The 25,626-nt window shown below is 66.9% G+C and carries 17 protein-coding genes and 1 tRNA gene; 12 read left to right on the plus strand and 6 right to left on the minus strand.

Annotated elements, in window-relative coordinates; translation table 11 throughout:
• Positions 1-25 precede the first annotated feature (25 nt).
• The 4 genes from RUU78_RS13345 to RUU78_RS13360 all read right to left on the minus strand — a co-directional run bounded on the left by RUU78_RS13345 (position 26) and on the right by RUU78_RS13360 (position 3,194).
• Positions 26-101: transfer RNA gene (locus RUU78_RS13345), tRNA-Gln, on the minus strand.
• Positions 80-952 (minus strand): 4-(cytidine 5'-diphospho)-2-C-methyl-D-erythritol kinase, encoded by an 873-nt coding sequence (gene ispE / locus RUU78_RS13350; RefSeq protein WP_313917365.1) that lies wholly within the window; start codon positions 950-952, stop codon positions 80-82. Before ispE ends, RUU78_RS13345 begins: the two co-directional genes overlap by 22 nt.
• On the minus strand, positions 949-1,563 hold the full coding sequence (lolB, locus tag RUU78_RS13355; RefSeq protein ID WP_313917367.1) for a lipoprotein insertase outer membrane protein LolB: 615 nt from the start codon (positions 1,561-1,563) through the stop codon (positions 949-951). The genes ispE and lolB overlap by 4 nt, the downstream gene beginning before the upstream one ends.
• Positions 1,563-3,194, minus strand: a complete 1,632-nt coding sequence (locus RUU78_RS13360) for a tetratricopeptide repeat protein (protein ID WP_313917369.1) — start codon at positions 3,192-3,194, stop codon at positions 1,563-1,565. The genes lolB and RUU78_RS13360 overlap by 1 nt, the downstream gene beginning before the upstream one ends.
• 270 nt (positions 3,195-3,464) lie before the next feature.
• On the opposite strand from RUU78_RS13360, the gene hemA reads away from it, so the two are divergent.
• The 7 genes from hemA (at position 3,465) to RUU78_RS13395 (ending at position 11,267) form a co-directional block, all read left to right on the plus strand.
• The gene (gene hemA, locus RUU78_RS13365) at positions 3,465-4,739 is read left to right on the plus strand and encodes a glutamyl-tRNA reductase (RefSeq protein WP_313917371.1); all 1,275 of its coding nucleotides are present in this window, start codon (positions 3,465-3,467) and stop codon (positions 4,737-4,739) included.
• Positions 4,736-5,821 carry a peptide chain release factor 1 gene (gene prfA / locus RUU78_RS13370; RefSeq protein ID WP_313917372.1) on the plus strand — a complete coding sequence of 362 codons (1,086 nt, stop codon included), beginning with the start codon at positions 4,736-4,738 and terminating at the stop codon, positions 5,819-5,821. Before hemA ends, prfA begins: the two co-directional genes overlap by 4 nt.
• A gap of 48 nt (positions 5,822-5,869) precedes the next feature.
• Positions 5,870-6,709: an AraC family transcriptional regulator gene (locus RUU78_RS13375; RefSeq protein WP_313917374.1), complete on the plus strand. Its 840-nt coding sequence runs from the start codon at positions 5,870-5,872 to the stop codon at positions 6,707-6,709.
• A 31-nt stretch (positions 6,710-6,740) separates the two neighbouring features.
• Positions 6,741-7,184: a VOC family protein gene (locus RUU78_RS13380; protein ID WP_313917376.1), complete on the plus strand. Its 444-nt coding sequence runs from the start codon at positions 6,741-6,743 to the stop codon at positions 7,182-7,184.
• 157 nt (positions 7,185-7,341) lie between these two features.
• Entirely contained in the window at positions 7,342-9,093 is a 1,752-nt protein-coding gene (locus RUU78_RS13385; protein ID WP_313917378.1) for a hypothetical protein, read from the plus strand.
• A 281-nt stretch (positions 9,094-9,374) separates the two neighbouring features.
• Positions 9,375-9,497: a hypothetical protein gene (locus RUU78_RS13390; RefSeq protein WP_313917380.1), complete on the plus strand. Its 123-nt coding sequence runs from the start codon at positions 9,375-9,377 to the stop codon at positions 9,495-9,497.
• A 462-nt stretch (positions 9,498-9,959) separates the two neighbouring features.
• The gene (locus tag RUU78_RS13395; protein ID WP_313917382.1) at positions 9,960-11,267 is read left to right on the plus strand and encodes an acetamidase/formamidase family protein; all 1,308 of its coding nucleotides are present in this window, start codon (positions 9,960-9,962) and stop codon (positions 11,265-11,267) included.
• A gap of 13 nt (positions 11,268-11,280) precedes the next feature.
• Here the strand turns inward: RUU78_RS13395 and RUU78_RS13400 are convergent, their stop codons facing one another.
• On the minus strand, positions 11,281-11,646 hold the full coding sequence (locus RUU78_RS13400) for a hypothetical protein (protein WP_313917384.1): 366 nt from the start codon (positions 11,644-11,646) through the stop codon (positions 11,281-11,283).
• 160 nt (positions 11,647-11,806) lie between these two features.
• Here RUU78_RS13400 and RUU78_RS13405 point away from each other — a divergent pair, with 160 nt between their 5' ends.
• The 5 genes from RUU78_RS13405 to RUU78_RS13425 all read left to right on the plus strand — a co-directional run bounded on the left by RUU78_RS13405 (position 11,807) and on the right by RUU78_RS13425 (position 22,781).
• Positions 11,807-13,084: a hypothetical protein gene (locus tag RUU78_RS13405; protein ID WP_313917386.1), complete on the plus strand. Its 1,278-nt coding sequence runs from the start codon at positions 11,807-11,809 to the stop codon at positions 13,082-13,084.
• 234 nt (positions 13,085-13,318) lie between these two features.
• Positions 13,319-13,846, plus strand: coding sequence for a hypothetical protein (locus RUU78_RS13410; RefSeq protein WP_313917388.1), 528 nt, complete (start codon positions 13,319-13,321; stop codon positions 13,844-13,846).
• A gap of 94 nt (positions 13,847-13,940) precedes the next feature.
• Positions 13,941-15,029, plus strand: a complete 1,089-nt coding sequence (locus tag RUU78_RS13415) for a serine hydrolase domain-containing protein (protein ID WP_313917389.1) — start codon at positions 13,941-13,943, stop codon at positions 15,027-15,029.
• 303 nt (positions 15,030-15,332) lie between these two features.
• Positions 15,333-21,044, plus strand: coding sequence for a HAMP domain-containing protein (locus RUU78_RS13420; protein ID WP_313917390.1), 5,712 nt, complete (start codon positions 15,333-15,335; stop codon positions 21,042-21,044).
• 9 nt (positions 21,045-21,053) lie between these two features.
• Entirely contained in the window at positions 21,054-22,781 is a 1,728-nt protein-coding gene (locus tag RUU78_RS13425; protein ID WP_313917391.1) for a response regulator, read from the plus strand.
• Positions 22,782-22,966: 185 nt separating this feature from the next.
• On the opposite strand, the gene RUU78_RS13430 is transcribed toward RUU78_RS13425, so the two are convergent.
• Positions 22,967-25,549: a DUF3616 domain-containing protein gene (locus RUU78_RS13430; protein ID WP_313917393.1), complete on the minus strand. Its 2,583-nt coding sequence runs from the start codon at positions 25,547-25,549 to the stop codon at positions 22,967-22,969.
• Positions 25,550-25,626 lie beyond the last annotated feature (77 nt).

The raw sequence follows: 25,626 nt of genomic DNA on the forward strand, positions 1-25,626 counted from the left end.
GGGTGATTCGTTTTCGTAATGCTAATGGCTGGGGCGGTAGGACTCGAACCTACGGATGCGGGAATCAAAATCCCGTGCCTTACCGACTTGGCGACGCCCCAGCAGCGAAACTTTCCAGTGCGGCCAGCAGCGGCGAACGGTTCACACCGCGCGCGGCCCAGGCCGACCATTCCCGAGGACAAGCTGCCGCCAGCGCCACTGCCTCGGCTTCGGCCTCCACGTCAACGAAGACGCAGCCACCGGAGCCGGACAAACGCGGGCGACCGTACGGTTCAAGCCATTGCAACGCTGCTGCTACCGCGGGGTAGCGCGCGCTGACCACTGGCTCGAACACGTTCGAGGTCTCAGCCCCAGCAAGGAAGCGCGGAATTGTCGTGGCGCGGGCATCGCGTGTCAATTCCGCGACCTGGAATAACGGCGCGGTTGGCACAGGAGTTTTCGGATCGACGACGACGTACCAGGGCTCCGGCAATGCCAGCGGAGTCAGGGCTTCTCCGACGCCTTCGGCCCAGGCCGAGCGCCCCAGCACGAACACTGGCACGTCCGCGCCCAACGACAGACCGAGCTGAGCCAGCGCCTCGGGGGCCAGGCCGCAGTCCCAGAGCCGGTTGAGCGCGACCAGCACCGTGGCCGCGTCCGAGCTGCCCCCGCCGAGTCCGCCACCCAGCGGCAGGCGCTTGTCGACCGCGATATCTGCGCCGGCACCGGCGGATGCATACGGCTTGAGGGTCAGCGCAGCGCGCACGACCAGGTCCTGCGCCGGCGCAACCCCGGCCAGCTCGCTCCGGCGCTCCACGCGACCGTCGTCGCGCATCCGCAGGCGCACCGTATCGCCCCTGTCCAGCAACTGGAACACGGTCTGCAGCAGGTGATAGCCATCGTCCCGCCGCCCTGTGATCTGCAGGAACAGGTTGAGCTTGGCCGGGGCGGGCCAGCTGCTCCAGCTATTCATTGCACCTGCCAGTCCTCGACGAACAGGCGTACCCGGTGCTTGCCCTTGGTCGCGAACACCTTGCGCGGCAAGGCCGGCTCAAGGTCAGCGAAATAGTCGCGGTATTCGATGGTCCAGCCCGACTGCAGCAGCTTTGTCGGACGCTGCGCCTCGTCGAAGATCAGCTCGGCCGCCCTGCCCGGTGCGCGCAGGCCGCGCACCCAGTATTCCAGCTCTGCCACCGGCAGTTGCCAGTTCGCCTCGCGGGCCAGCAGTTCGGCCGCATTGCTGCCGGTCAGCGCCTGTCCGCGCACGCCTTCGAGCGTGGCCGAACGTGCATCGCCGTGCAGGCGCCAGTTCTTGCCACTGACCGGCGCACGCAGGCGCAGGTCGTAGCGTCCGCCGTCCTGGCGCCATTCCACGTCGGCATTGCCGCCATCGTCGCCGTTGCTGACGGCGATGCGGCCGCTGAACTGCCAGCGCGTCTGCGCCAGCACGGCCGTTTCACGCGCTCTCTGCGCGCCGAGCGTCGAATCGTCTTCACGCAGGCGCAGCGGCGCGCACGCGGCCAGCCCCAGCGCCAGCACGATTACCAGCAGCCGCGCTGCAGAAAATCCCGCGCGTGCCGGCATCAGACGCCCAGCCTGCGCATGGCCTCGACGACAGACTTGTTCTTCGCGTCTTTCTTTCGCGCCTGATCGAACACGGTGCGCGCTTCGTCGCGCTTGCCCTGCACCCAGAGCACCTCACCCAGATGCGAGGCGATCTCGCCGTCGGACTGCTTTTCGAACGCACGGCGCAGCGCCTTCTCGGCACCGCTCAGATCGCCGCGGCGGTACAGCACCCAGCCGTAGGAATCGATGACCGCGGCGTCCTCGGGGCGGGCCGCCAGCGCGCGCTCGATCAGCATCAGCGCCTCGTCGAGCTTGCGGTTTGCGTCGGCCAGGGTGTAGCCGAGCGCATTGGTCGCATCGATGTCGTCAGGCTTGAGTTGGAGCACGCGGCGCAGGTCCGCCTCGGCGCTTTCAACCATGCCATTGGCCGCGGCGTGCAGGGCACGCGCATAAAGCAGGCGCGTATCGTCCGGCATCTGCTGGAGACCGCGTGCATAGACGGCCTGCGCCGCTTCGTGCTGATCGCGCTTGGCTAGCAGTTCCGCTTCGAGCATGAACGCATCGACCAGCGCGGTGGGCAGGTCGCCGACACGCTGCTGCAGCTCATGAGCGAGCGCCATCGCCTGGTCGTGCTTGCCCTGATCGTCGACGAGCACGGCGATGCGCACCTGGCTCGAGAACCAGTCCTCGTCGTCCACGGTGACCTGTTCGTACCAGCTCAGCGCGGCGGCTTTCTGCTCGAGCATCTCGGCCAGCTGGCCGAGCAGGTGCGCCCGTGCGGCGCGCTCCTCGGACGGACGCCCCTTGAGCTCGTCGTACAGCGACTGGATCAGGCTCTTGTCGTTGGAACGCGCGACGTAGGCGGCGCGGGCGGCGTAGCTGTAGTCGTCCTGCGGGCCGTCAGCGAGGAGCTTGGCCGCGCCCTTGTTGTCGCCCTGCTGGCCCAGCATCAGTGCGTAGGAGGCACGCAGGCGTATGTCCTTGGGGGCGCGCTGGATCGCTTCCTGGTAGTCGCGACCGGCGCGAGTCTTGTCGCCCTCGTCGACGGCGAGCTGGGCCGACCACCCGTACGCCGGCGCACTCGTGAATTTCTTCAGCGCAGCGTCGGCGAGCTGGCGCGAATAGGGCTTGGCGTCCAGCTTGAACGCGAGCTGGCTCATCGCGATCCAGGTTTCCTCCGGCGCGCCGGCGAGACTCAGTGGCGTCGCCAGGCGCTGCAGCAGCGTCGCCGCGGTCGCCTTGTCGTTCGTTCCCAGCAGCACCTGGCCCAACAACCGCCAGCCCTGCTGGTTCGGCAACGCGAGCAGACGGGACAGCGACTGGAACGCGAGGTCGGCATTGCCGTCGCTGAGGGCCAGGCTGGCCTCTACCTGGGTCTGGCCCGGATCGTCCGGCTTGAGGCTGCGCCAGCGCGCCAGTGATTCGCGCGCGAGCGTCCAGTCCTTCGCGACCAGCGCCAGCCGGGTCGCATGCGCGGCGACCTGCGGGTCCTTGCTGAGGACGGCGGCGCGGGCGTAGTGCCGGGCCGAAGCGGCAATGTCCGCCTGGCCGAGCGCGAATTCGCCGCCCAGCATCTGCGCGAGCAGGTCTTCCTCCAGCGCCGTCGGGGCCACGACGGCCTGACCCGGCTGCGCGGCAGTTTGTCGCACGGGCGTCGCCGTACAGGCGGTCAGCGCGACGGCGGCCGCGAAAGCGAAGAGCCGTAGCACGGTCATAGCGCGATCAGCGCGAAATTTCATCCACATCCACCATCATCGATGCCCGCCCCTGTCGGGAAGGCTTGCTTGATCTTGCTGGATCGCGACCGCACACTAGTCGCGATTTTGTGCAACGCGGCAGCAGAATGCCGTACTCGGGCGCCCCAGGGGGCCCTTTCGCGTCCAAGCTTAGCTGATTGTTGCCCGCGCGGCCCCGCATACATGGCATTGCTAGCCCTCGGTCTCAATCACATCACCGCTCCGCTGGATCTGCGCGAAAAAGTCGCGTTCGGTCCCGAACAAGCCCGGCCCGCGCTCGAAGAGCTCGCCGCCCAGGCCGGCATCGAAGAAGCCCTGATCCTCTCCACCTGCAACCGTACCGAACTCTACTGTTCAGTCGCCGACGGCGCGCAGATCGTGCCGGCCGACTGGCTGCACCAGCATCACCAGCTGACCCGCGGTCGCCTCGACGAGTTCCTTTACCGGCATGACGACGAAGCGGCGGTGCGGCATATGTTCCGCGTCGCCACGGGACTCGACTCGCTGGTCCTGGGCGAGCCGCAGATCCTCGGCCAGGTCAAGGACGCCTACCAGGTCGCGCGCAGCGCGCGCACCCTGAAGGCACCGATGGAACGCATGCTGCAGCACACCTTCGCCGTAGCCAAGCGCGTGCGCACCGACACGCGAATCGGCGCGAGCCCGGTATCGGTCGCCTACACCGCCGTGCGCCTGGCCGAGCAGCGCTTCGCCGATCTCGCCGGTGCCTGCGTGCTGCTGATCGGTGCCGGCGAAACGATCGACCTCGCGGCGCGCCACCTCAGCGACGCCAAGGTGCGCCGCCTCATCGTCGCCAACCGCACGCTCGACCACGCACAGGGCCTCGCCCAGCGCTGCGGCGGCTACGCGATCGCGCTGTCCGACCTGCCCGCGCATCTGGCCGAAGCCGACATCGTCATTTCCTCGACCGCGAGCCGCGAACCGGTGCTGACCCGCGCCATGGTCGAGGCCGCGCTCAAGCGGCGCCGGCGCAAGCCCATGTTCCTCGTCGACATCGCCGTGCCGCGCGACATCGAGGCCTCCGTCGCCGACGTGGACGATGCCTATCTGTATACGATTGACGATCTGAAACAGGTGATCGACGACAACCTGCGTTCGCGCGAAGCTGCCGCGCGCGAAGCCGAAGCCATCATCGACCTGCAGGTCGAACGCTACATGGCCTGGCGCCGCGCGCTGGAACACGGCAATCCGGTACAGGATCTGCGCCGCCAGGCCGAGGCCGAGCGCGACGACGTGCTGGCCCGCGCCACCGCCATGCTTGCACGCGGCCGGACCGCGGAAGAAACGCTGGCGTATCTCGCCAACACATTGACCAACAAGCTGCTGCATGCGCCGAGCGCCAACCTGCGCGCGGCCACGCTGCGCGGCGACGGCGAGCTGGTCCAGGCAGCCGCCCGCCTGTTCGACCGCGCCGCCGCCAACGACGAAAAAGACGCATGAGCCCCAGCATCCGCCGCAAGCTCGAACAACTGGCCGAGCGCTTCGAGGAGGTCGGCGCGCTGCTCGCGCAGCCCGACGCCGCCGCCGACACGAACCGTTTCCGCGCGCTCAACCGCGAATACGCCCAGCTCGAACCGGTAGCCGCCGCGTTGAAGTCCTACGACGCGAACGAGGCCGCGTTCGCGTCGGCCCAGTCGCTGCTCAAGGATCCGGAGATGAAGGAACTCGCCGAGGCCGAGCTGCCGCAACTGCAGGCCACGCGCGACGCGCTCGACAAGGAGTTGCAGATCCTGCTGATCCCGAAGGACCCGCGCGACGACGCCAACCTGTTCCTCGAAGTGCGCGCCGGCACTGGCGGCGACGAGGCCGCGATCTTCGCCGGCGATCTGTTCCGCATGTACAGCCGCTACGCCGAACGTCAGCGCTGGAACGTGGAAATCATCTCGGCCAGTCCCGGCGAACACGGTGGCTACAAGGAAGTCATCGCCCGCGTCGAGGGCAAGGCGGCTTTCGCCCGGCTCAAGTTCGAATCGGGCACCCATCGCGTGCAGCGCGTGCCGGCGACCGAAGCCCAGGGCCGTATCCACACGTCCGCCGCAACCGTGGCCATTCTTCCCGAAATGGACGAAGTGGACGAGATCGACATCAAGGACGCCGACATCAAGGTCGATACGTTCCGCGCCTCCGGCGCCGGCGGCCAGCACGTCAACAAGACCGACTCCGCGATCCGCATGACCCACCTGCCCAGCGGCATCGTCGTCGAATGCCAGGACGAGCGCAGCCAGCACAAGAATCGCGCGCGCGCTCTCTCGCTGCTCAAGGCGCGGCTGCTCGACGCAGAACGCTCCAAACAAGCGGCGGAACAGGCCGAGAACCGGCGCCTGCAGGTCGGCTCGGGCGACCGCAGCCAGCGCATCCGAACCTACAATTTTCCACAAGGCCGCATCACCGACCACCGCGTCGAGGGCCTGACCCTGTACCGGCTGCCCGAAATCGTCGAGGGCGACCTTGACGATCTGATCCAGCGCCTGACCCAGGAAAACCAGGCCGATCTGTTGCAGGCCCTGACCCAATCGGGCTGATCCGTCAGCGGTAGCGATCAGCATCGCCAGGCGCGATATGCTCGTCGCATGCTGACCGCCCCCACCGCCGCTGCGCTGTGTCCCTACGTCGAGGGGTTCTGGGCACGCGCCGCGCAAGCGGCACCGGCGGCGCGCGAACGCGTGTTGCCCAGCGGTCGGATGCATGTCGCCGTGCGGCTCGACGGCGAGGGACTGCGCCTCTACGCCGACGCCGCCGATACACGCGGCTGGCTCGTCGCGAACGCCGTCGTCGCCGGATCGCGCGACCGCCCCTACTTCAAGGACACCTCGCAGCCGTCGCGCTCGGTCGGCGCGCTGCTGCGCCCCGGCGCCGCACCGGCCCTGTTCGGCTGTCGCGCGGACGCGTTGAGCAATCGGCATGTCGCGCTCGAAGCGCTGTGCGGAGACGCCGCCACGCAGCTGCGGCAAGACCTCTCGACCGAGACTGACGAGCAACGCCAGATCGCCACGCTGCAGGCCTTCCTGCTGGGCCAGCTGCGTCCGATACGCGCGCTGCACACACCGATCGCGCAGGCCCTGGCGGCGCTGCGGAGCGGCGATGTCGGCAGGCTGGTCGAGGCCATCGGCTGCAGCCACCGGTATTTCATTGCCCAGTTCCGTGCCAACGCCGGATTCGCACCCAAGCGCTACACACGCTTGCTGCGCCTGCAGCAGGTGCTTGCCGCCGGAAACCCATCCGCATCCTGGCGCGATGCCGCACTCGCCGCCGGCTACAGCGATCAGGCCCATTTCAATCGCGAGTTCCGGGAATTCACTGGCCTGACGCCACAAGCCTGGCGCGCGGCCGCCAGCGCATCGGCCCATCACGTCGCCTGCGCAACCGCGCCAGTCAATTCCGTTCAAGACGGCCGTCGCCGCGACGCGTAAGGTCGGCGCTGAGTCCCCACTGGAGCGCGCCATGACCGTGCACGAACTGTTTCCCTATCTCTGCGTCAGCGACGCGGCCGCTGCCATTGCGTTCTACAGCGAGGTATTCGGCGGCACCGAGAAACTGCGGCTGGTCGAACCCGGCGGCCGCATCGGCCATGCCGAAGTCGACCTCGGCGCCGGCGTGCTCATGCTCTGCGAGGAATATCCCGAATACGACATCCGCCGCCCGGATCCCGCCACCGGCACGAGCGTGAGCCTGCATATCCATGTGGACGATGCGGACGCGCTGATCGACCGCGCCGTCGCCGCCGGCGCCAGCGTGCTGATGCCGGCCAGGGACCAGTTCTACGGCGAGCGCTCCGGCGTCATCCGCGACCCGTTCGGCCATCGCTGGAACATCGGCCACAGCATCGAAGCCGTCAGCGCCGAGGAAATGCAGCGGCGCTACAACTCGCTCAGCGCATCCTTCTGAAACACTGTTCGTCAAACACGAGATCGCGCGCAGCGTATTCGTGTTCGCGTGCCGGCATCGCATCCATTGAGATTCAACACTGACAAAATAGCCCCGCGCGCGGTGCCCAGGGTGGATGGTATCGCGAAGCACCACCATTCATTCCGAGGTGCCTTCCATGAGTCTCTTCAATTCCTTGCTGCAGGGCCTGCTCGCCATTTCGGTAGGTCCGGTCGTCGAACCGACATTCGGCCGTGTGGACGGGTATGCGTACGACGCCGTAACCCAGAACCTGATCGTTCAGGGCTGGGTTTGCCAGCGCAACAATGCGAGCGCTATCGATGTCCACATCTACGCCGGCGGCCCGCTCCCGGCTGGAACATTGGTCGCGTATCAATCCCCTGCGAATGGGCCGCCCGAATACGGGGAATCGTTTCCTGGCTGTGGCGGCAACACACGTCGATTCGCGGTGCCGATAACTCCGGCAATGCGCACAACATACGCGGGCCAGACACTGTACGCCTATGCCTATCCGGCCGGCAGCAACTGGCCACTGCTCGACGGGTCGGGCGAGCTTCGGGTTCCCCACCGGATCTCGGCTGCCATCGGTGACGGCGTGACCGATGATACGGATACGATCAACAGCGAGATCGCGCTCGGCGGCGTCACCTATGTTCCCCGCAACGCCGTCGGCAAAAACTATCTCGTTACGGATCGCTGCATCGTCCCGGGTTGCGAGACCTCACCCTCCGTAACCAACAAGGACCGGCGCGTGCTCCTGATCACCAATACGGGAGCGAGTCCAGCACCGGTCGAGGTCATTCTCGACGGCACCTTGTTCCTTGCCTCTCAGACAAATTCCGGCTCCACCGGTGTCGTGCCCGCCGATACCCGCCAGATAGGCGTGATCCAGGTCGCCGATAACTCGAAGAACGTCACGATCAGCGGACGCGGCGTCATCGACGGGAACCGTGTCAATCAGGATGAGTGCTGCATCGGCGGGGTCGTCGCCGGCGGACCTACGCTTGGCCCCTATTCGACCGGGATCCAGAATCTGACGGTGCGCGGCCTCACGATACGCAACACCTACAACTGGCCTGTCTCGATCGATGGCGCCGATGGCGTGACGCTGCGCGACCTGAAGATCATCGACGGCGGCAACTCAGTCCAGTTCGCGCACGGCACGACCAATGCGCACGCCTACAACCTGCGCGTCGAAGACATCCGCGACATCGGCTTCGCTTTTTACAACAACGTAAGCCATTCCAGCATCGAGAATTCGACCGTCCAAAACTCCGACGGCGCGGGCATTGGCGTTCTCTCGGACGATCCGCTTCCCGCCGATGTCGGCAAGCCGCTGTCGCACCACATCACCATATCCGGCAACCAGGTCCATCGTTCGCGCGGCGGCGTCGAGACACTTAATGCCAACACGAGTGGCGGCTTCACGTCGATGTTCAGCAACGTCACGATCAACTCGAACAAAGTGTATGGCAGCCTTATGCACAACTACGGCGTAAACAGCTGTCTCAACTGCTCCGTCACCGGCAACCTCAGCGAGGGCAGCGGTACCGGCGGCAAGGACATCACGCAGATCGGACGCTATCTGTCGGGCCTGTTTCTCAGCGAGTCGCAGAACGTCAGCATCAGCAACAACACTTTCTCGAACGAAGGCCAAGGCGAAGGCGGCATCGGCTACGGAGCCATCCTCTATCCGGATGCCAACGACAATACGCCGTTGACGCCGGGCAACGACATTGCGACCAGCGGCATTACCTTCAGCGGCAATACATTCGTGGACCTGCAAGCCACAGGAACCATGGCCGGACGAGTATCGCAGTCGCCGCCGACGCCAGTGGTCTACAGCATCTCCAACAGCACGGACTGTGGCGTTCTCGCCCCCCCCTACACCTGCGTCAACGTACCTTGAACACCCTGCGCACTTGCCACAGCCAGGTGCGCAGTCGCACGTCCGTATTCCCAAAGGGGCCACGCAACGCGCATTGTGCCAATCGCTTATCTGGAGCGCTCGCGCCTATCCTTGCCATTTCGGTGAAGAAATCGCCCAAGTATTCCCTCGCGAGAGCCGGCGTGATGAGCACACGGGCTACGCGGGGCACAGACCTGACGCTAGGCACTATACGGGAATCATTTGATAGCAATCGCGGAACATAGCGCTAGGATGGGATTCCCGACCTTGAGGAGCACGCCATGATCGACACGCCGCAAATCGTCAGCAGCCCGGCCCAGCAGTCTGCTGTCATCCGCTTCACGATACCGCGCGAGGAAATGCCGACGATCATGGCGCAGCGATCAGCGAGCTGCTGGCTGTGATCGGCGCGCAGGACGCTGGCCCGGTCGGGCCGATGTATAACTTTCACCACCGCAGTCCGACCGACACCTTCGACTTGGACGTCGGCTTCCCGGTGCGCAAACCAATAGCAACGGCCGAACGCGTGCAACCCGGACCGATCCCGTCGGCGACGGCCGCGCGCGCGATCTATCGCGGCGGCTACGAAGGCCTCGGCGGCGGCTGGGGCGAATTCATGGGCTGGATCAGGGCCAACGGGCCACGCTGCCGCGGGAACGTTGTGGGAGCGCTATCTCGGCGGAGCGGAGGCCGGTGACAATGCATCGGCTGGGCGAGACCGAGTTGAACCGGCCGCTGTCGGACCAGGACTGATCGCACGCAGCCTGCCGCACGCGACGTTCGCGCAGCGGCACGGCCGCATGACCGCTGCGACCGTAGCGCGCGGCTGCGCATCTGCAAGGTATTCCCGACCAGGACTGCCCACGATGCACCGTCTGTTTTTATCTTTGTATATGTTGTTATTCGCGACTACGAGCGGTGCCGCCGACGAATCCTGGCTAGTCACGACCGACCGCTGGGGCAATCCCAGTCACCAGATACTGGAACTCCGCACCGACAGCCGCACGCTGAGCGGCACACTCGACGGCGACGCGCTGCAGGGCTCGCGGCGCGGCGACGTGCTCAGCTTCACCGTCACCGACGAGCACGGAGCACGCTACGTCTTCACCGGCAAACGCAGCGGCGAGCGGATCACGGGCGAAGCCGACTTTCCCGACACCAACCATGCGGATCGGCGCGCGCGCCACACCTTCACCGCGCGGCGAATTCCAACGCGTCCCGACGGTCCGCCACGCACTCACGTCTTCACGCCGGCGACCTATTCCAACGAATTCTCCGCTACGCGCGCACCCGTGCTGATCCTATGGCCCGGCGACAGCGTACGGACCACGACGCTGGATTCGGGCGGCGTCGACGAGCACGGCGTCACGCGCGCGCTCTACGGCAACCCGCAAACCGGTCCGTTCTACATCGCCGGCGCGGCGCCCGGCGACACGATCGCCGTGCACCTCACGCGGCTGCGCCTGAACCGCGACTACGCTGACAGCCTGGACGGCATCGTGCCGCGCGCGCTCAGCGCAGCGCAGGCGATCAGGAGTGCCGCACTCGGCAAACCCGTGCGCTGGGCGCTGGATCTCGCACGCGGCACCGCGTCGCCGCAGGACGCGAGCGGCGCGCTGTCGGCGTTCACGGTGCCGCTGCGGCCCATGCTCGGCGGCCTCGCCGTCGCGCCCGGAGACGGCTGGCCGCCGATGTCCGCCGGCGATACGGGACGCAACGGCGGCAACATGGACTTCAACGAAGTGGTGGAAGGCAATGTGGTCTACCTGCCGGTGTTCCAGCCCGGCGCCCTGCTCTATCTGGGTGATGCGCACGCGCTGCAGGGCGACGGCGAGACCTCGCAGTACGGGCTCGAAACCTCGATGGAGGTCGAGTTCCGCGTGGAACTCGTACGTGGCAAGGCGATAACGATGCCGCGCATCGAATCGCCGCGGCAGATCTTCGTGCTCGGCCAGGCCGGTTCACTCGACGACGCCCTGCGCACGGCAACGGACGGCATGCTGCAATGGCTGCGGCAGGACTATGGGCTCGACGCATCAGAAGCAGCGCAGGTGCTCGGCAGCAGCGTGCAGTATCGCGTCGCCAACCTGGCGGGCCGCAGCGTCGGCCTTGCCGCGGCGATCGACAAGGCACGGCTGGAGAACGTGCGCCGCGGCGGCGGCGGATCGCCGTGACGCGCCTCGGGCATCACGGCCGTCCCCATTCGATCGAGCGGATCTTCGCCATCCTCCCCTGCCGTGCCACGACCACCGTGATGGCTTCGACATAGTCCTCGCCGGCAATACCGACGTAGGCCCAGCCCAGATCGTCGGCCTGGCGCTCCGGCCATTCCACCAACGTCGACACGACGGAGACGTCGATCGGCGGACCGTCACCGTCGCCGATCAGTGCCTGGTAGCGCGAGCCCAGCGCTTGCGCATCCAGTGTCGACTGCAGCTCGTCGGCCAGCATTGCCTGCGCCGCGTCGTAGTCTTCGGCAACGAGCGCCTGGGCGAAAGCCAGCGCGAGTTCGGCGAACGGTGCCGGTGTGCCTGGCGTCGGCAACGTAGTCATTGGTGAGCCTGTACGGGCGATGGCGGAGTGCCGCGCGCAGTCTATGCGCAACCGGTGCTCCGATCGATGCAACGCAACCGGCTTTAAACCCTGGCCGGTGGAAACCGCATCCGACCGGCACGGGCCGCGTCACCGGTCCGACATCCACCGAAGGAAATCCATGCCACTTCTGTCACATCACGCGGCGCGCTGCGCCATCCTGCTCGCCGCGGTCGTCGGCAGCGTTTCCGCCAACGACGCGCCTGTCGAAAAGACACCCGAACAGATGCTGTCGGAACTGCTCACGACGCACCGCAGCGAACTGACGCTGGCCGCTGACGGCCTCGGCGGCGCCGGCGCGAAAGCCTTGCTGGATCGCGCACGCGGCGCGCAGTTCATCCTGATCGGCGAGGACCATGGCTTTGCCGAAGTGCCGGAATTCGTGCTTGCGCTGCGCCGATCGCTGGGCCGCGACACGCCGCAGAATCTCGTACTCGAAATCGGTCCCTACTCAGCGCAGCGCGCCGCCGTCGCGGCGCGCGAAGGGAGCCTGAGTGCGCTGTCACGCGACTATCCCGCCGCGATGCCGTTCCTCAATCTTCAGGAGGACGGCGCCATGGCGAGCGCCTGGCAGCACGGTGAAAGACGCGAACGTCTGTGGGGTCTCGACCAGGAATTCCTGTTCAGCGGACGCCTGATCCTCGAACGCCTGCAGGCGCTGGCCACGACCAGCGCCGCGAAAAAAGCCGTCGCCGACGCGCTCTCGCGCAACGCGCTCGCAGACAAGCAGGCCATGGCCGAACACGACACCGCGCCGACGCTGTTGCTGCAATGGCACGACGCCGACTTCGCGCAGCTGCGTGCCGCGGTCAAGCCCAGCCCGGGCAGCGAAGCCGCACGCCTCATCAACGAACTCGACGAGAGCGCACAGATCTATCGCGGCCAGCAGACCGACGGTTACGCCTCGAACAACCAGCGCGCGCTGCTGATGAAACGTCATTTCATGGACTACTATCGGGCCGCACAGAAGGCCGGCGAAATCCTGCCGCGCGCGCTGTTCCGCTTCGGCGCGAACCATATGATCCGCGGCATCAGCCCGACCAACCTGTTCGACCTCGGCAGCTTCGCCAGTGAGTTCGCCGCGAGCAACGGCCGCACGTCGCTGCATGTGCTGGTCCTCGTCGGCGGCGGCAGCGCGAACCGCTGGCTGCCGTTCGTCGCCGATGCCAGCCTGAAGACGCAGCCCTACGACGCGCGCGCCGAGATGGGCGACTTCGGCGTCATGCCCTTCATTGAGCATGCGACCCGGTCCGGCTGGACCGTGTTCGATGTCGATCCGCTGCGACGCCAGCGCAAGGCGCGCCAGTCGGCCGGCGCAGCGTTCGAGAAAATCGTGTTCGGTTTCGACTACGTCGTCGTCGTCGCGCAGGGCCGCGCAGCAAAGGACTACGCCGATTGAGCGAGTGGTCTGGAACGGGCGTGGCGAGCAGGCTTGCTGAAACAGGCTTGCTGAAACAGACGTGGTGAAACTGAGGCGTTGAAACGCGACGCGACCGTCGCGCCAGCGACCGCTCTTCAATCCCGCGGTACACGCAGCGTCGCGCGTAATAAATCTGACACGAACCCTGCCTACCCTGCCGGGCCTGACCCCCGAGGCCTGCCAGCGTGGCTGGCCCGGTTCGTGGAGAGCGGCATGTCGGCAGCAACGCGCATTGGCCTGGCTTTGATGTTGTTGGTCGCGGCGCCACTCGCGCTGACCGCTCCGGACTACGTCAACGTCGAAGATCAGCTCACGCCCGCGCAGCGCCACGACACGGGCCTGGATACATTGACAAGGCAGCAACTGGAACTGCTGAACCACCTGCTGCGCGAGAAAGCCGCGCTCGATGCAGCAGCCCTGCCCGCCCCCACACGCGACGCCGCAGCGGCTACCGAAGACACGGCGGCCGCGCAACGCGGCGACGAACAGCCACGCGCCATTCCGATGGATCTCGACATCCGCACGATCAGGAGCCGTCTGCGCGGCCCGGTCGACGGCTGGGAGCCCGGCACAGAATTCCGCCTGGAAAACGGCCAGGCCTGGAAGGTGCTCAAGGGCGCGATGAAACTGCGCCAGACGCTGGAATCGCCAGAGATCCTCGTCGTGCCCGGCCTCGCCGGCCGCTGGTTCCTGCAGGTGCACGAGGACTATCCGAAGGCGCGTGTCTATCGCATCGATTGAGCGCTGCAGTGCGACACGGGCACGGTAACGGCGTGCAACCGCCTCGCGCCGGACCGTATCGGTGGAAGCACGTTCCCGCCGCTACGGACTCACCATGAAAAGCCTGCTCGTTGCTGTCCTGTCATTGGCATTCGCGACCCCGGCGCATTCCACGCCGGAGGAATTCATCGACACCTACGCGAAGCAGCACCACTTCAGCGGCACGGTGCTCCTGCAGGAACACGGCAAGGTCACCTACGAGAAGAGTTTCGGCCTCGCCAGCCACACTTTCCAGGTACCGAACACGCCACAGACGCGCTACAAGATCGCGTCGATCACCAAGGCGTTCACTGCCGTGCTGGTGCTGCAGTTCGCCGAACAGGGCAAGCTCGACCTGCGCAAGACCCTACGCAGCTATCTGCCCGACTACGCCGGCAACGGCGGCGGCAAGGTCACACTGGAACAACTGCTCAATCACACCTCGGGCCTGCCGAACTTCGACCAGGTCAAGGACCTGCAGACCGCGCTCACCGAAGGCATTCCCGTCTACCAGAAACCAGCGACCAGCGCGCAGCTGCTGACGCGCCATTGCTGCGGCGATCTCGTCGCCGAGCCGGGAGCGGCGTTCGACTACAACAACTGCGACTACATCGTGCTCGGGCAGATTCTCGAACGCGTCAGCGGCAAGACGTACGAGCAGCTGCTGCGCGAGCGCCTGCTGCAGCCGCTGCGCCTGACCCATACGGGCCTGCTGCGCCAGGGCGTCGTCATAGGGAATCTGGCCGATACCTACATGTATCGTGACGACCTCAAGTCCCTCGCGAATGACCTGCCGGTCTACCCCGAGAATCTCTACGCGGCCGGCAGCCTCTACTCGACCGCACGCGATGTGCTCGCGTTTTCCGATGCGCTGTTCAGCGGCGCGCTGCTTCAGCCGGCGTCGCTGGCGGCAATGACCAGGGCCGGACTCGACGACTACGGCTACGGCGTCTGGTCCTACACCATGACCATCGCCGGCAAGCCGCAGCGCATCGTCAAGCGTCCAGGCCGCAACATGGGCGCGCAGGCGCTGCTGTTCCGCATGCGCGACGCGGACGTGACTCTCGTCATCCTGGCCAACACCGACGCGGTCGATCTCGACGAATTCGCTGCGCAGATCGCGCGTCAGGTGGGTGCTGCCGGTGAAACGCCGGCGACGCGCTAGCGACTCGCCGATGGCGGCAACACGGAAATTTGTGAAGAAAAAGTGAGGGCCGCACTGCGCGCTATCCGGGTCACAGCGTGTCGACCACGGTGCAACGGCGCGCGCCGAATACCGCAGGCAAAGCCGATCGCGCCGCGTGTGCCGTCCTCGCGTTCTGTCGTCGCGAGGTTCCCCCGTCGGTCTTCCGATCCGCACCGGAAACTCACGCCGCCAGAACCGATCGCGCGTGGCGTACTCTTGTGCACGCTATGAACACTTGCGCTGCGCTAATCAGTGCCACGTTGCCGTCGGGAGAAGTGTGCGATGACCGTTCGCCGTGACCCTCGCGCGGATGCCGGCACCGAGCCGGCACCGCCGTGTGCCCCTTCCGAGCGCCTGCCGGAACTGCTGCGCGTGCTGCAGGCGGTGCGCGACGGCGATTTCAGCGAGCGCCTGCCCGGCGACTGGGACGGCCTCGACGGCAAGCTCGCCGATACCCTCAACGAGATCATCTTCAATAACCGGCGCATGGCCGACGAGCTGGCACGTGTCGGCGACCTGGTCGGCAAGCGTGGCCAGACGCGCGAACGCGTCGCCGGCGCGAGCCGCCGCGGCGCCTGGGGCGCGATGGAACTGTCGGTCAACACGCTCTGCGACGACCTGCTCTGGCCGACCGAACGCATGACGCGCTCGATTTCCGCGGTCGCGCGCGGCGACCTGACCCGCACCATCGACCTCGAGGTCGAAGGCCGGCCGCTGCAGGGCGAATTCTTGCGCTCTGCGACGATCGTCAACGCGATGATCGAACAGATGAGCGTGTTCAGCTCGGAAGTGACGCGCGTCTCGCGCGAAGTCGGCACCGCCGGCAAGCTCGGCGGACAGGCCCAGGTCAAGGGCGGCTCGGGGGTCTGGAAGGAACTGACCGAATCGGTCAACCAGATGGCGTCCAACCTTACGGCGCAGGTGCGCAACATCGCCGAAGTGACGATCGCGGTCGCCAGCGGCGATCTCTCGCGCAAGATCACCGTCGACGTGCGCGGCGAAATCCTGCAGCTCAAGGAAGCCATCAACACCATGGTGGACCAGCTGCGCGGCTTCGCCTCGGAGGTCACGCGCGTCGCGCGCGAAGTCGGCACCGACGGCAAGCTCGGCGGCCAGGCCATCGTGCCTGGCGTGGCCGGCACCTGGAAGGACCTGACCGACTCGGTCAACGCGATGGCGACCAATCTGACCTCGCAGGTGCGCAACATCGCCGAGGTCACCACCGCGGTCGCGCGCGGCGATCTCTCGCGCAAGATCACCGTCGACGTGAAAGGTGAAATCCTCGAACTGAAAGACACCATCAACACCATGGTGGACCAGCTCAACGGCTTCGCCGCCGAAGTCACGCGCGTCGCGCGCGAGGTCGGTACCGAAGGCAAGCTCGGCGGCCAGGCCCAGGTCAAGGGCGTGTCAGGCGTCTGGAAGGATCTGACCGACAACGTCAATTCGATGGCCTCGAACCTGACCGACCAGGTGCGCAACATCGCCGAGGTCGCTACGGCCATCGCCAGCGGCGACCTGTCACGCAAGATCACCGTCGACGTGCGCGGCGAGATCCTCGATCTCAAGGAAACGCTGAACACGATGATCGAGCAGCTGCGCTCGTTCGCGTCCGAGGTCACGCGCGTCGCGCGCGAGGTCGGTACCGAAGGCAAGCTCGGCGGCCAGGCCCAGGTGCCCGGCGTGGCCGGGACCTGGAAGGACCTGACCGACAACGTCAACTCGATGGCATCGAACCTCACGGCGCAGGTCCGCAACATCGCCGAGGTCACGACCGCCGTCGCGCGCGGCGATCTCTCGCGCAAGATCGCGGTCGACGTGCAGGGTGAAATCCTCGAGCTCAAGAACACCATCAACACCATGGTCGACCAGCTCAACGGCTTCGCCGCCGAAGTCACGCGCGTCGCGCGCGAGGTCGGCACCGAAGGCAAGCTCGGCGGCCAGGCCACCGTGCCGGGCGTCGCCGGGACGTGGAAGGACCTGACCGATTCGGTCAACGCGATGGCGACCAACCTCACGGTGCAGGTGCGCAACATCGCCGAGGTCACGACGGCCGTCGCACGCGGCGACCTCTCGCGCAAGATCGCGGTCGACGTGAAAGGCGAAATCCTCGAGCTCAAGAACACCATCAACACCATGGTCGACCAGCTCAACGGCTTCGCCGCCGAAGTCACGCGCGTCGCGCGCGAGGTCGGCACCGAAGGCAAGCTCGGCGGCCAGGCCGACGTGAAGGACGTCTCCGGCGTCTGGAAAGACCTCACCGACAACGTCAACTCGATGGCGTCGAACCTGACCGGCCAGGTGCGCAATATCGCCGAGGTGACGACGGCCGTTGCGCGCGGCGATCTCTCGCGCAAGATCGCGGTCGACGTACGCGGCGAAATCCTCGAGCTGAAAAACACCATCAACACCATGGTCGACCAGCTCAACAGCTTCGCCGCCGAAGTCACGCGCGTGGCACGCGAAGTCGGCACGGAAGGAAAACTCGGCGGCCAGGCGCAGGTGCCCGGCGTCGCCGGCACCTGGAAGGACCTGACCGACAACGTCAACTCGATGGCGTCGAACCTGACCGGCCAGGTGCGCAACATTGCCGAAGTCGCGACCGCGGTCGCGCGCGGCGATCTCTCGCGCAAGATCGCGGTCGACGTGAAAGGCGAAATCCTCGAGCTCAAGGACACCATCAACACCATGGTGGACCAGCTCAACAGTTTCGCCGCCGAAGTCACGCGCGTCGCGCGCGAAGTGGGCACGGAAGGAAAACTCGGCGGCCAGGCCGCCGTGCCGGGCGTCGCCGGCACCTGGAAGGACCTGACCGACAACGTCAACGTGATGGCGGCGAACCTGACCAACCAGGTGCGCGGCATCGTCAAGGTCGTGACCGCGGTGGCCAACGGCGACCTGCGCCAGAAGCTCGCGGTCGAGGCCAAGGGCGAAGTGGCCGCATTGGCCGACACCATCAACAGCATGACCAATACGCTCGCAATCTTCGCCGACCAGGTGACCACGGTCGCGCGCGAAGTCGGCGTCGAAGGCCGCCTCGGCGGCCAGGCCGCGGTGCCCGGCGCGGCGGGCACCTGGCGCGATCTCACGGCGAACGTGAACCTGCTCGCGGCCAACCTGACCACGCAGGTGCGCGCGATCGCCGAAGTCGCCACGTCGGTGACCCAGGGCAATCTGACGCGCTCCATCCAGGTCGACGCGCGCGGCGAAGTGGCCGAGCTCAAGGACAACATAAACGCCATGATCGGCAACCTGCGCGCGACCACCGAGCGCAACACCGAACAGGACTGGCTCAAGACCAACCTTGCGCGCTTCTCCGGCATGATGCAGGGCCAGCGCGACCTGCTCACCGTCGCGCGCACGCTGCTGTCCGAACTCGCGCCGCTGGTCGGCGCGCAGCAGGGCGTGATGTACATCATGGAGAAAGGCCCGGACGGTGCCTGCCTGCAACAGATCTATGGCTACGCCGATCGCGCGGGCGACGCCGCGCGGCGCTTCCGCCTCGGCGAAAGCCTGGTCGGGCAGTGCGCGGAAATGCGTTTCCGCCTGCTGCTGACCGACATCCCGGCCGAGCTGATCAGGATCAGCACGGGCCTTGTGCAGGCCTCGCCGCGCAGCGTCATCGTGATTCCGGTGCTGTTCGAGGACGAGGTCAAGGCGGTGATCGAACTGGCCAGTCTCGGCGAATTCACGCCTTCGCATCTGGCGTTCCTCGAACAGCTGACCGGCAGTATCGGCATCGTGCTCAACACGATCGAGGCGACCATGCGCACCGAGGGCCTGCTGGCCCAGTCGCAACAGCTCGCCGGCGAACTGCAGACGCAGCAGAAAGAGCTGCAGCAGACCAACGACGAGCTCGGCCTCAAGGCCAAGCTGCTCGCGCAGCAGAACGCCGAAGTCGAACGCAAGAACCGGGAGATCGAGCAGGCCCGCCGCGCGCTCGAGGAAAAAGCCGCCGAACTCGCGCTGACCTCGCGCTACAAGTCGGAATTCCTCGCCAACATGTCGCACGAGCTGCGCACGCCGCTCAACAGCATCCTGATCCTCGGCCAGCAGCTCGCCGACAACGTGCCGGGCAACCTGTCGAACAAGCAGGTCGAATTCGCGACCACGATCCACGCCGCGGGCACCGACCTGCTGAACCTCATCAGCGACATTCTCGATCTGTCCAAGATCGAGTCGGGCACGGTCACGGTCGACGTCGAGGAACTCGCCTTCGCCCAGCTGCGCGACATGGTGGAGCGCAACTTCGCGCACGAGGCCGAGCGGCGCAAACTCGGCTTCGTCACGCGCCTTGATCCGGCGCTGGGTCCGCTGATCACGACCGACCCCAAGCGCCTGCTGCAGGTGCTCAAGAACCTGCTGTCCAATGCGTTCAAGTTCACTGACCAGGGGGTCATCACCTTCGCCGCCGGCGTCGCCGCGAGCGGCTGGAGCACCGAACATGCGGTACTGAGTCGCGCGCCCACCGTAGTCGCGTTCTCGGTCACCGACTCGGGCATCGGCATCCCGCTTGAGAAGCAGCGCATCATCTTCGAGGCCTTCCAGCAGGCCGACGCCGGCACCTCGCGCAAGTACGGCGGCACTGGCCTGGGACTCGCGATCAGCCGCGAACTGGCCAACCTGCTCGGCGGCGAGATCCGGCTCAGCTCCACCGTCGGCGTCGGCAGCACGTTCACGCTGTATCTGCCGCTGCACTACACCAGCGCGACGAGCGCCGACGAAGCGCGTGCCAAGCTCTCGAGCACGCCGAGTCTTCCGACGCTGCCGAGCCCGCGCAACGAGGAAGTGGCCGACGACCGCGGCCAGCTCGAGCCCGGCGATCCGCTGCTGCTGATCGTCGAAGACGACCCGCATTACGCCAAGGTCATGCTCGATCTCGCGCGCGAGCACGGTTTCAAGGGACTCGTCGCCATGCGCGGCACCGAAGCGATCACGCTCGCGCGCAAGCACGCGCCGACCGCGATCTCGCTCGACATCTTCCTGCCCGACATGCTCGGCTGGACCGTGCTGAGCCGGCTCAAGCAGGACTCGTCCACGCGCCACATCCCGGTGCAGGTCGTCACGATCGAGGACGAGCGGCAGCAGGGTCTGGAACGCGGCGCGTTTTCCTTCATCAACAAGCCGGTCACCACCGAAGGGCTGAAATCCGCGCTGGAGAAGATCAAGAGTTTCGCCACGCCACGACCCAAGCGACTGCTCGTGATCGAGGACAACGACGTCGAGCGCCTCAGCATCGTCGAGCTGATCGCCCATGACGACGTCGAGATCGTCAGCGTCGGCAACGGCGCCGACGCGCTGGCGCAACTGCGCGCCGAGCAGTTCGACTGCGTCGTGCTCGACCTGCGCCTGCCGGACATGACGGGATTCGAACTGCTCAACCGTATCCATGCCGACGCAGCGCTCGTCGACATACCGGTCGTGGTGTTCACCGGCAAGGAGCTCAGCGACGCGGAAAACGCGTTGCTCAGGAAAGTCGCCAAGAGCGTCGTGATCAAGGGCGTGCAGTCGCCCGAGCGCCTGTTCGACGAGACTGCGCTGTTCCTGCACCGCGTGATCGCCGACCTGCCGCCGAACAAGCGGCGCATGCTCGAGAACCTGCACAACACCGACGAAGTGCTCACCGGCAAGCGCGTGCTCGTCGTCGACGACGACGTGCGCAACATCTTCGCGCTGTCGAGCGTGCTCGAGCGCCACGGCCTGCGGGTCGTCACCGCCGCGACCGGCCAGGAGGCCATCGCACGGCTGCAGCAGGCGCCGGACATCGCCCTCGTGCTAATGGACATCATGATGCCGCAGATGGACGGCTACGAAACCACACGCGCGATCCGCGAGGACGCGCAATTCCGCAGTCTGCCCATCGTCGCGCTGACCGCCAAGGCGATGAAGGGCGATCGCGAGAAATGCCTCGAGGCGGGCGCGTCGGACTACCTCGCCAAACCCGTCAACACCGACCAGTTGCTGTCGGTGCTGCGTCAATGGCTGCATCGCTGAGTGGCCGCCGTGCAGATCCACAACGACAAGGTCAACATCCTGCTCGTCGACGACCAGCCGCAGCGGCTGCTGAGCTACGAGGCGGTGCTCGCGCAGCTCGGAGAAACACTGGTCAAGGCCCATTCCGGCGAGGAGGCGCTGCGGCGCCTCATGGAGCAGGAATTCGCCGTGATCCTGCTCGACGTGAGCATGCCCGGCATGGACGGCTTCGAGACGGCGCAGCTGATCCACCAGCATCCGCGCTTCGAGAACACGCCGATCATCTTCGTCACCGGTGTGCATATCGGCGAACTGGACCGGCTGCAGGGCTATCGTCTCGGCGCGATCGACTACGTACAGGTGCCGCTGGTGCCGGACATCCTGCGCAGCAAGGTCGCCGTGCTGGTCGAGCTGTACCGCAAGCGCCGCGCGCTGGCCGGCGAGAACGCGAGCCTGGTCAAGGTCAACCTCGCGCTGCAGACCGAGCGCGCGCAGGAATTCGAGGCGCTCTCTCAGACGCTTGCGCTGGCCAACGCCGAGCTGTCGCTGGCCAACGCGCAGCTCGAGGCCGAAGTCGCCGAACGACGCCGCGCCGAGGCGCAGCTGCAACAACTGGCCGAGAAGCTGCGCCAGGCCGACCGGCGCAAGGACGAATTCCTCGCCACGCTCGCACACGAGCTGCGCAATCCGCTCGCGCCGATCCGCAGCGCCGTGGGCTTGCTGCAGAACGAGCGCGCCAGCGCGCCGGAACGCCAGTCGCTCGACGTGATCGACCGTCAGCTGCGCCAGCTCGTGCGCATGGTCGACGATCTGCTCGACGTGTCACGCATCACGCATGGCCGCATCGAACTGCGCCGCCAGCTGACCGAACTGGGTCCACTGCTCGCCACCGCGGTGGAGACCACCCTGCCGCACATCGAGTCCATGAAGCACCAGCTGTCGCTGGACATTCCCGATGCGGCGATCTTCGTCGACGGCGATCCGCAGCGGCTGACCCAGGTGTTCGGCAACCTGCTGAACAATGCATCGAAGTACACCTTGCCCGGCGGGATCATCGCGCTGTCGGCGCAGTTGCAGGTCCAGGAAGTGGTCGTGCGCGTCACCGACAGCGGCATCGGCATACCGGCCGAACGGCTGGACGAAGTGTTCGACCTGTTCGTGCAGATCGATACCTCGCTGGAACGCGCGCAGGGCGGCCTCGGCATCGGCCTGACCCTGGTGCGGCGCCTGATCCAGATGCACGGCGGCAGCATCCACGCCAGCAGCGAAGGCGTCGGCCTCGGCTCCTGCTTCGAGATCCGCCTGCCGCTGGCCGCGCGCGGCGCGGCACGCGCACGCGCGGCACAGGAGGCCGAGGTCCCCGCCGCCGCGACCGTGGCGCAAGCCGGCCGCCGCGTCCTGATCGTCGACGACAACCGCGACGCGGCCGACACGCTGGCGCAGCTGCTCGGCATGTCCGGCCACGACGTGCGCACGGTCTACGATCCCGAACTCGCACTCGATGCGCTGATCGCGTTTCAGCCCGACGTCGCCTTCCTCGATGTCGGCATGCCCAAGCTCAATGGCCTGGAACTCGCCGCGATGATTCGCGCCGACGCCCGCGGCGACCGTGTCGTCCTCGTCGCACTGACCGGCTGGGGCCAGGCGGACGACCGTCGCCGCTCGCGCGCGGCCGGCTGCGACCATCACCTCGTCAAGCCGGCGGACCCGTTCGAGATCGAGCGCATCTGCCGCGAGGCGACGCGGACGGCGCAGTAAGCCGATCTCTGCCGCCATCGTTTACCGGCGTTCGTCTACCGCAAAGGGCATGCGGCTGCTACCTGCGCCGCGAGGCGAACACGATCCCCACCCAACCCTCCGGCCCATCGGGCCGCAGGGTTGGGTGGGGATGGCGGTGCTTCAAGGCAGAACTGCACACCGCCAGGCCAGAGGTGGATGGATCCTCACTCGAACCCATCCGCAAACACCCGGTCGTTCGCCGGCGGCAGCTCGATCGTCACGCGTCCGCCGAGGAACTTGCGGTGACGCGGCTCGGCGAGATCCTTCGCGATGATGCCGTCGGCATACCAGACGGTGTCACCGCTGTCGGCCAGCAGTTCCAGCGCCAGCGTTCCGGGCACCGCGCTGTCGGCATTGACGAGGGTTTCGATGCTGCCGCTCGCGGCGATGCCGCTCAGGTCTGCTTCCAGCGGCAGCGCCGCGTCGGCATGGTCGCCGCTCCAGGTATACAAACGAAAGTTTGACGGCGCCACACCGGTCGCAGCGGCAGTCGGACCGGCGGCGATCAGGTACTGGCCCTGTGCGGTGCGCACGATGTCGCGAATACCGCGGCCGCCGAGATCGAGTTCGATCGGCGCGGCGAAAATCAGGCTGCCCGCCGCGGCAGAACCGCCGGCCGGAGCGGCGGCGATCGTGCTGCGCAGGTTGGTGGCGTGGATCACGAGCGCCTTGCGCCGCTGGCTCAGCGGCAGCAGCGGCGCGCGGAACGCGAGGTAGAGGCCATCCGCATCCGGCGCGAGCGCGAGACCTTCGATATTGAAGCCGTCGTCGCGCTCGGGCCACACACCGGTCGCCGCGCTGGCGGCCAGGCCGAGCGCGTCGGTACCGAGTCCGTGGCCATTGCCCGCATCCCAGGCGACGAGATCCGTGCGCAGATGATCGTAGCGCGCGACGTAACTCAACGTCGCCTCGCTGCCGGTGCCGCTGACGCGCGTGGAAAAGATGCGCTGACGGTTCGGTCGCGCCGCACCGTTGTCCTTCTTGTTGGAATGTGAACCGGTCCAGTAGATCAGGTCGCCGCCGCGCGCGCCTCCTTCGATATCGACTTCGCGCGGCGTGCCGCCGTCAATGTCGGTCAGGCCCAGCGATGCGGTGAAATCAAAACCGTTCTCGGCCAGACCCGACGCCTCGCGCGCATACAGGCGCAGTCTCTGGCCCTCGTCGTCGGCAACGAGCATATGGTCGCCGCTCGCCACCGCCGCGGACGCGTCGCTCGCGCCGGTGAACCAATGCTGGCCGGCACTGCCCGCGGCCGATGCGGCATAGCGGATGACGTAAGTACCGGCGCTGTTGCCCGCATCGACCGCGCGTACCGTGATCGTGCTGTAGCCCACGCCCAGCGGCGTGATGCGCAGGGTGCGCGTCGCGCCCGTGCCGCTCAGCACGAGACCGGCCGCGTCGACCACGGCCGGATTGCTGCTGCTCGCGGTGACCGTCAGCGCCGTGGCGTCGCCGTCGGGATCGGCGAACTGCAGCACGATGCCGTCGACTGCGGCCGGATCGGTTGCATCGGCCAGCGTCGCGGCGATCGCGCCCGCGCCGTTGACCGCCAGGTCGAGGCGGCGCGTGGTCTGCGCGACATCGACCGTGACGACCGGCGCGCCGCCGCTGACGGCGCAGGGATCGAAATCGAACAGGCTGCGCCGGCTGCGGCCCGGGCTGCCGATCGCGCCCCCGGCCGAGGCGCGCGATTCTTCCACATCAGACAACGTGGATAATGTCCACTGCAGCGCCTGGTCGACGCCGAGGCCTGCACTGGACATCCACGCGCTCCTGTCCTTGGCGCGCACGGAACCGGCGATGGTCTGGTCGTTGTAGGTCAGGCGATCCACGCGCTGGCCAGTCCCGTCGTAGAGGTTGATCTGGTCGGCGCGCCCCAGTCCCGCGCTGCTGCCGCCGACCACGCCGATACCGTCGCAGAGATTCCAGGCACTGCGAAACGCCGCCGCCGTCGCGTCGGTCAGCAGCACTGATTCGCCGGGCTGCACCGTGCCGAACGCGCTCAGGTCGATCGTGCCGGGTGCATTGCTGTCGTCGTCGAAACTCCAGCCGGCCAGGTCCGCGGCGGCGTCACCGACATTGGTGAACTCGACGAATTCGCCGTCCGGGCCGTCGTACATGTACTCGGTGATGCGCAGCCGCGGCCCAAGCGGCGCACAGGGATCGAACGGCTGCGCGCTACGCGTGCTGATGCCGGGACTGCCGATGTCGCCAGCAACCGACGCGCGCGAGGATTCCGCGTCGCCAGCGCTGGCCAGCGTCCATTGCGCGATCGCATCGGCACCGAGTCCCGCTGCCGACACCCAGCCGGCGACGTTCTGCGTGCGGATGCTGCCGGGGAAATTCTGGTCGCCAAAACGCAGCGTATCGACGCGCGTACCGCTGCCGTCGTAGAGATTGATAATGTCGTTGCGACCCAGGTTCTGGCCGTTGCCGCCGACGATCCGCGCTGCCGCGCACAGGTTCCAGGCCACGCGGAAATCGGCTGCGGTTGCTTCGGTGATGATGGCCGATTCGCCCGCGGCCAACGTGCCCAGTGCGCCGATCGCAAAGCTGCCGGCCGTGTTGCTGTCGTCGTCGAAGCTCCAGCCGGTCAGGTCGACCGCGTTCGCGCCGGTATTGGTGATCTCGACGAATTCGCCGTTGGCGCCGCTGTACATGAACTCGCTGATGCGGACCTGCGCGAGCGCGGCATCCGCGCCGCTGGCGAGCGCCGCGGCGAGGACGAGCGAGGTGACGATTCTCATGGGATTCCCTGGACGGCGGGCCGGGCGGACCGGCGACAGCCGCGCAGTCTGGGCAGGCGCAGTGACGCGTTCGTGAC

The organism is Tahibacter sp. (assembly GCF_032229445.1).
GTDB lineage: Bacteria > Pseudomonadota > Gammaproteobacteria > Xanthomonadales > Rhodanobacteraceae > Tahibacter.

What these genes read in the sequence shown, in the direction of transcription:
- ispE (WP_313917365.1), bottom strand. Translation starts at nt 952, where the DNA reads ATGAATAGCTGGAGCAGCTGGCCCGCCCCGGCCAAGCTCAACCTGTTC.
- lolB (WP_313917367.1), bottom strand. Translation starts at nt 1,563, where the DNA reads ATGCCGGCACGCGCGGGATTTTCTGCAGCGCGGCTGCTGGTAATCGTG.
- hemA (WP_313917371.1), top strand. Translation starts at nt 3,465, where the DNA reads ATGGCATTGCTAGCCCTCGGTCTCAATCACATCACCGCTCCGCTGGAT.
- prfA (WP_313917372.1), top strand. Translation starts at nt 4,736, where the DNA reads ATGAGCCCCAGCATCCGCCGCAAGCTCGAACAACTGGCCGAGCGCTTC.
- RUU78_RS13375 (WP_313917374.1), top strand. Translation starts at nt 5,870, where the DNA reads ATGCTGACCGCCCCCACCGCCGCTGCGCTGTGTCCCTACGTCGAGGGG.
- RUU78_RS13380 (WP_313917376.1), top strand. Translation starts at nt 6,741, where the DNA reads ATGACCGTGCACGAACTGTTTCCCTATCTCTGCGTCAGCGACGCGGCC.
- RUU78_RS13385 (WP_313917378.1), top strand. Translation starts at nt 7,342, where the DNA reads ATGAGTCTCTTCAATTCCTTGCTGCAGGGCCTGCTCGCCATTTCGGTA.
- RUU78_RS13390 (WP_313917380.1), top strand. Translation starts at nt 9,375, where the DNA reads ATGATCGACACGCCGCAAATCGTCAGCAGCCCGGCCCAGCAGTCTGCT.
- RUU78_RS13395 (WP_313917382.1), top strand. Translation starts at nt 9,960, where the DNA reads ATGCACCGTCTGTTTTTATCTTTGTATATGTTGTTATTCGCGACTACG.
- RUU78_RS13400 (WP_313917384.1), bottom strand. Translation starts at nt 11,646, where the DNA reads ATGACTACGTTGCCGACGCCAGGCACACCGGCACCGTTCGCCGAACTC.
- RUU78_RS13405 (WP_313917386.1), top strand. Translation starts at nt 11,807, where the DNA reads ATGCCACTTCTGTCACATCACGCGGCGCGCTGCGCCATCCTGCTCGCC.
- RUU78_RS13410 (WP_313917388.1), top strand. Translation starts at nt 13,319, where the DNA reads ATGTCGGCAGCAACGCGCATTGGCCTGGCTTTGATGTTGTTGGTCGCG.
- RUU78_RS13415 (WP_313917389.1), top strand. Translation starts at nt 13,941, where the DNA reads ATGAAAAGCCTGCTCGTTGCTGTCCTGTCATTGGCATTCGCGACCCCG.
- RUU78_RS13420 (WP_313917390.1), top strand. Translation starts at nt 15,333, where the DNA reads ATGACCGTTCGCCGTGACCCTCGCGCGGATGCCGGCACCGAGCCGGCA.
- RUU78_RS13430 (WP_313917393.1), bottom strand. Translation starts at nt 25,549, where the DNA reads ATGAGAATCGTCACCTCGCTCGTCCTCGCCGCGGCGCTCGCCAGCGGC.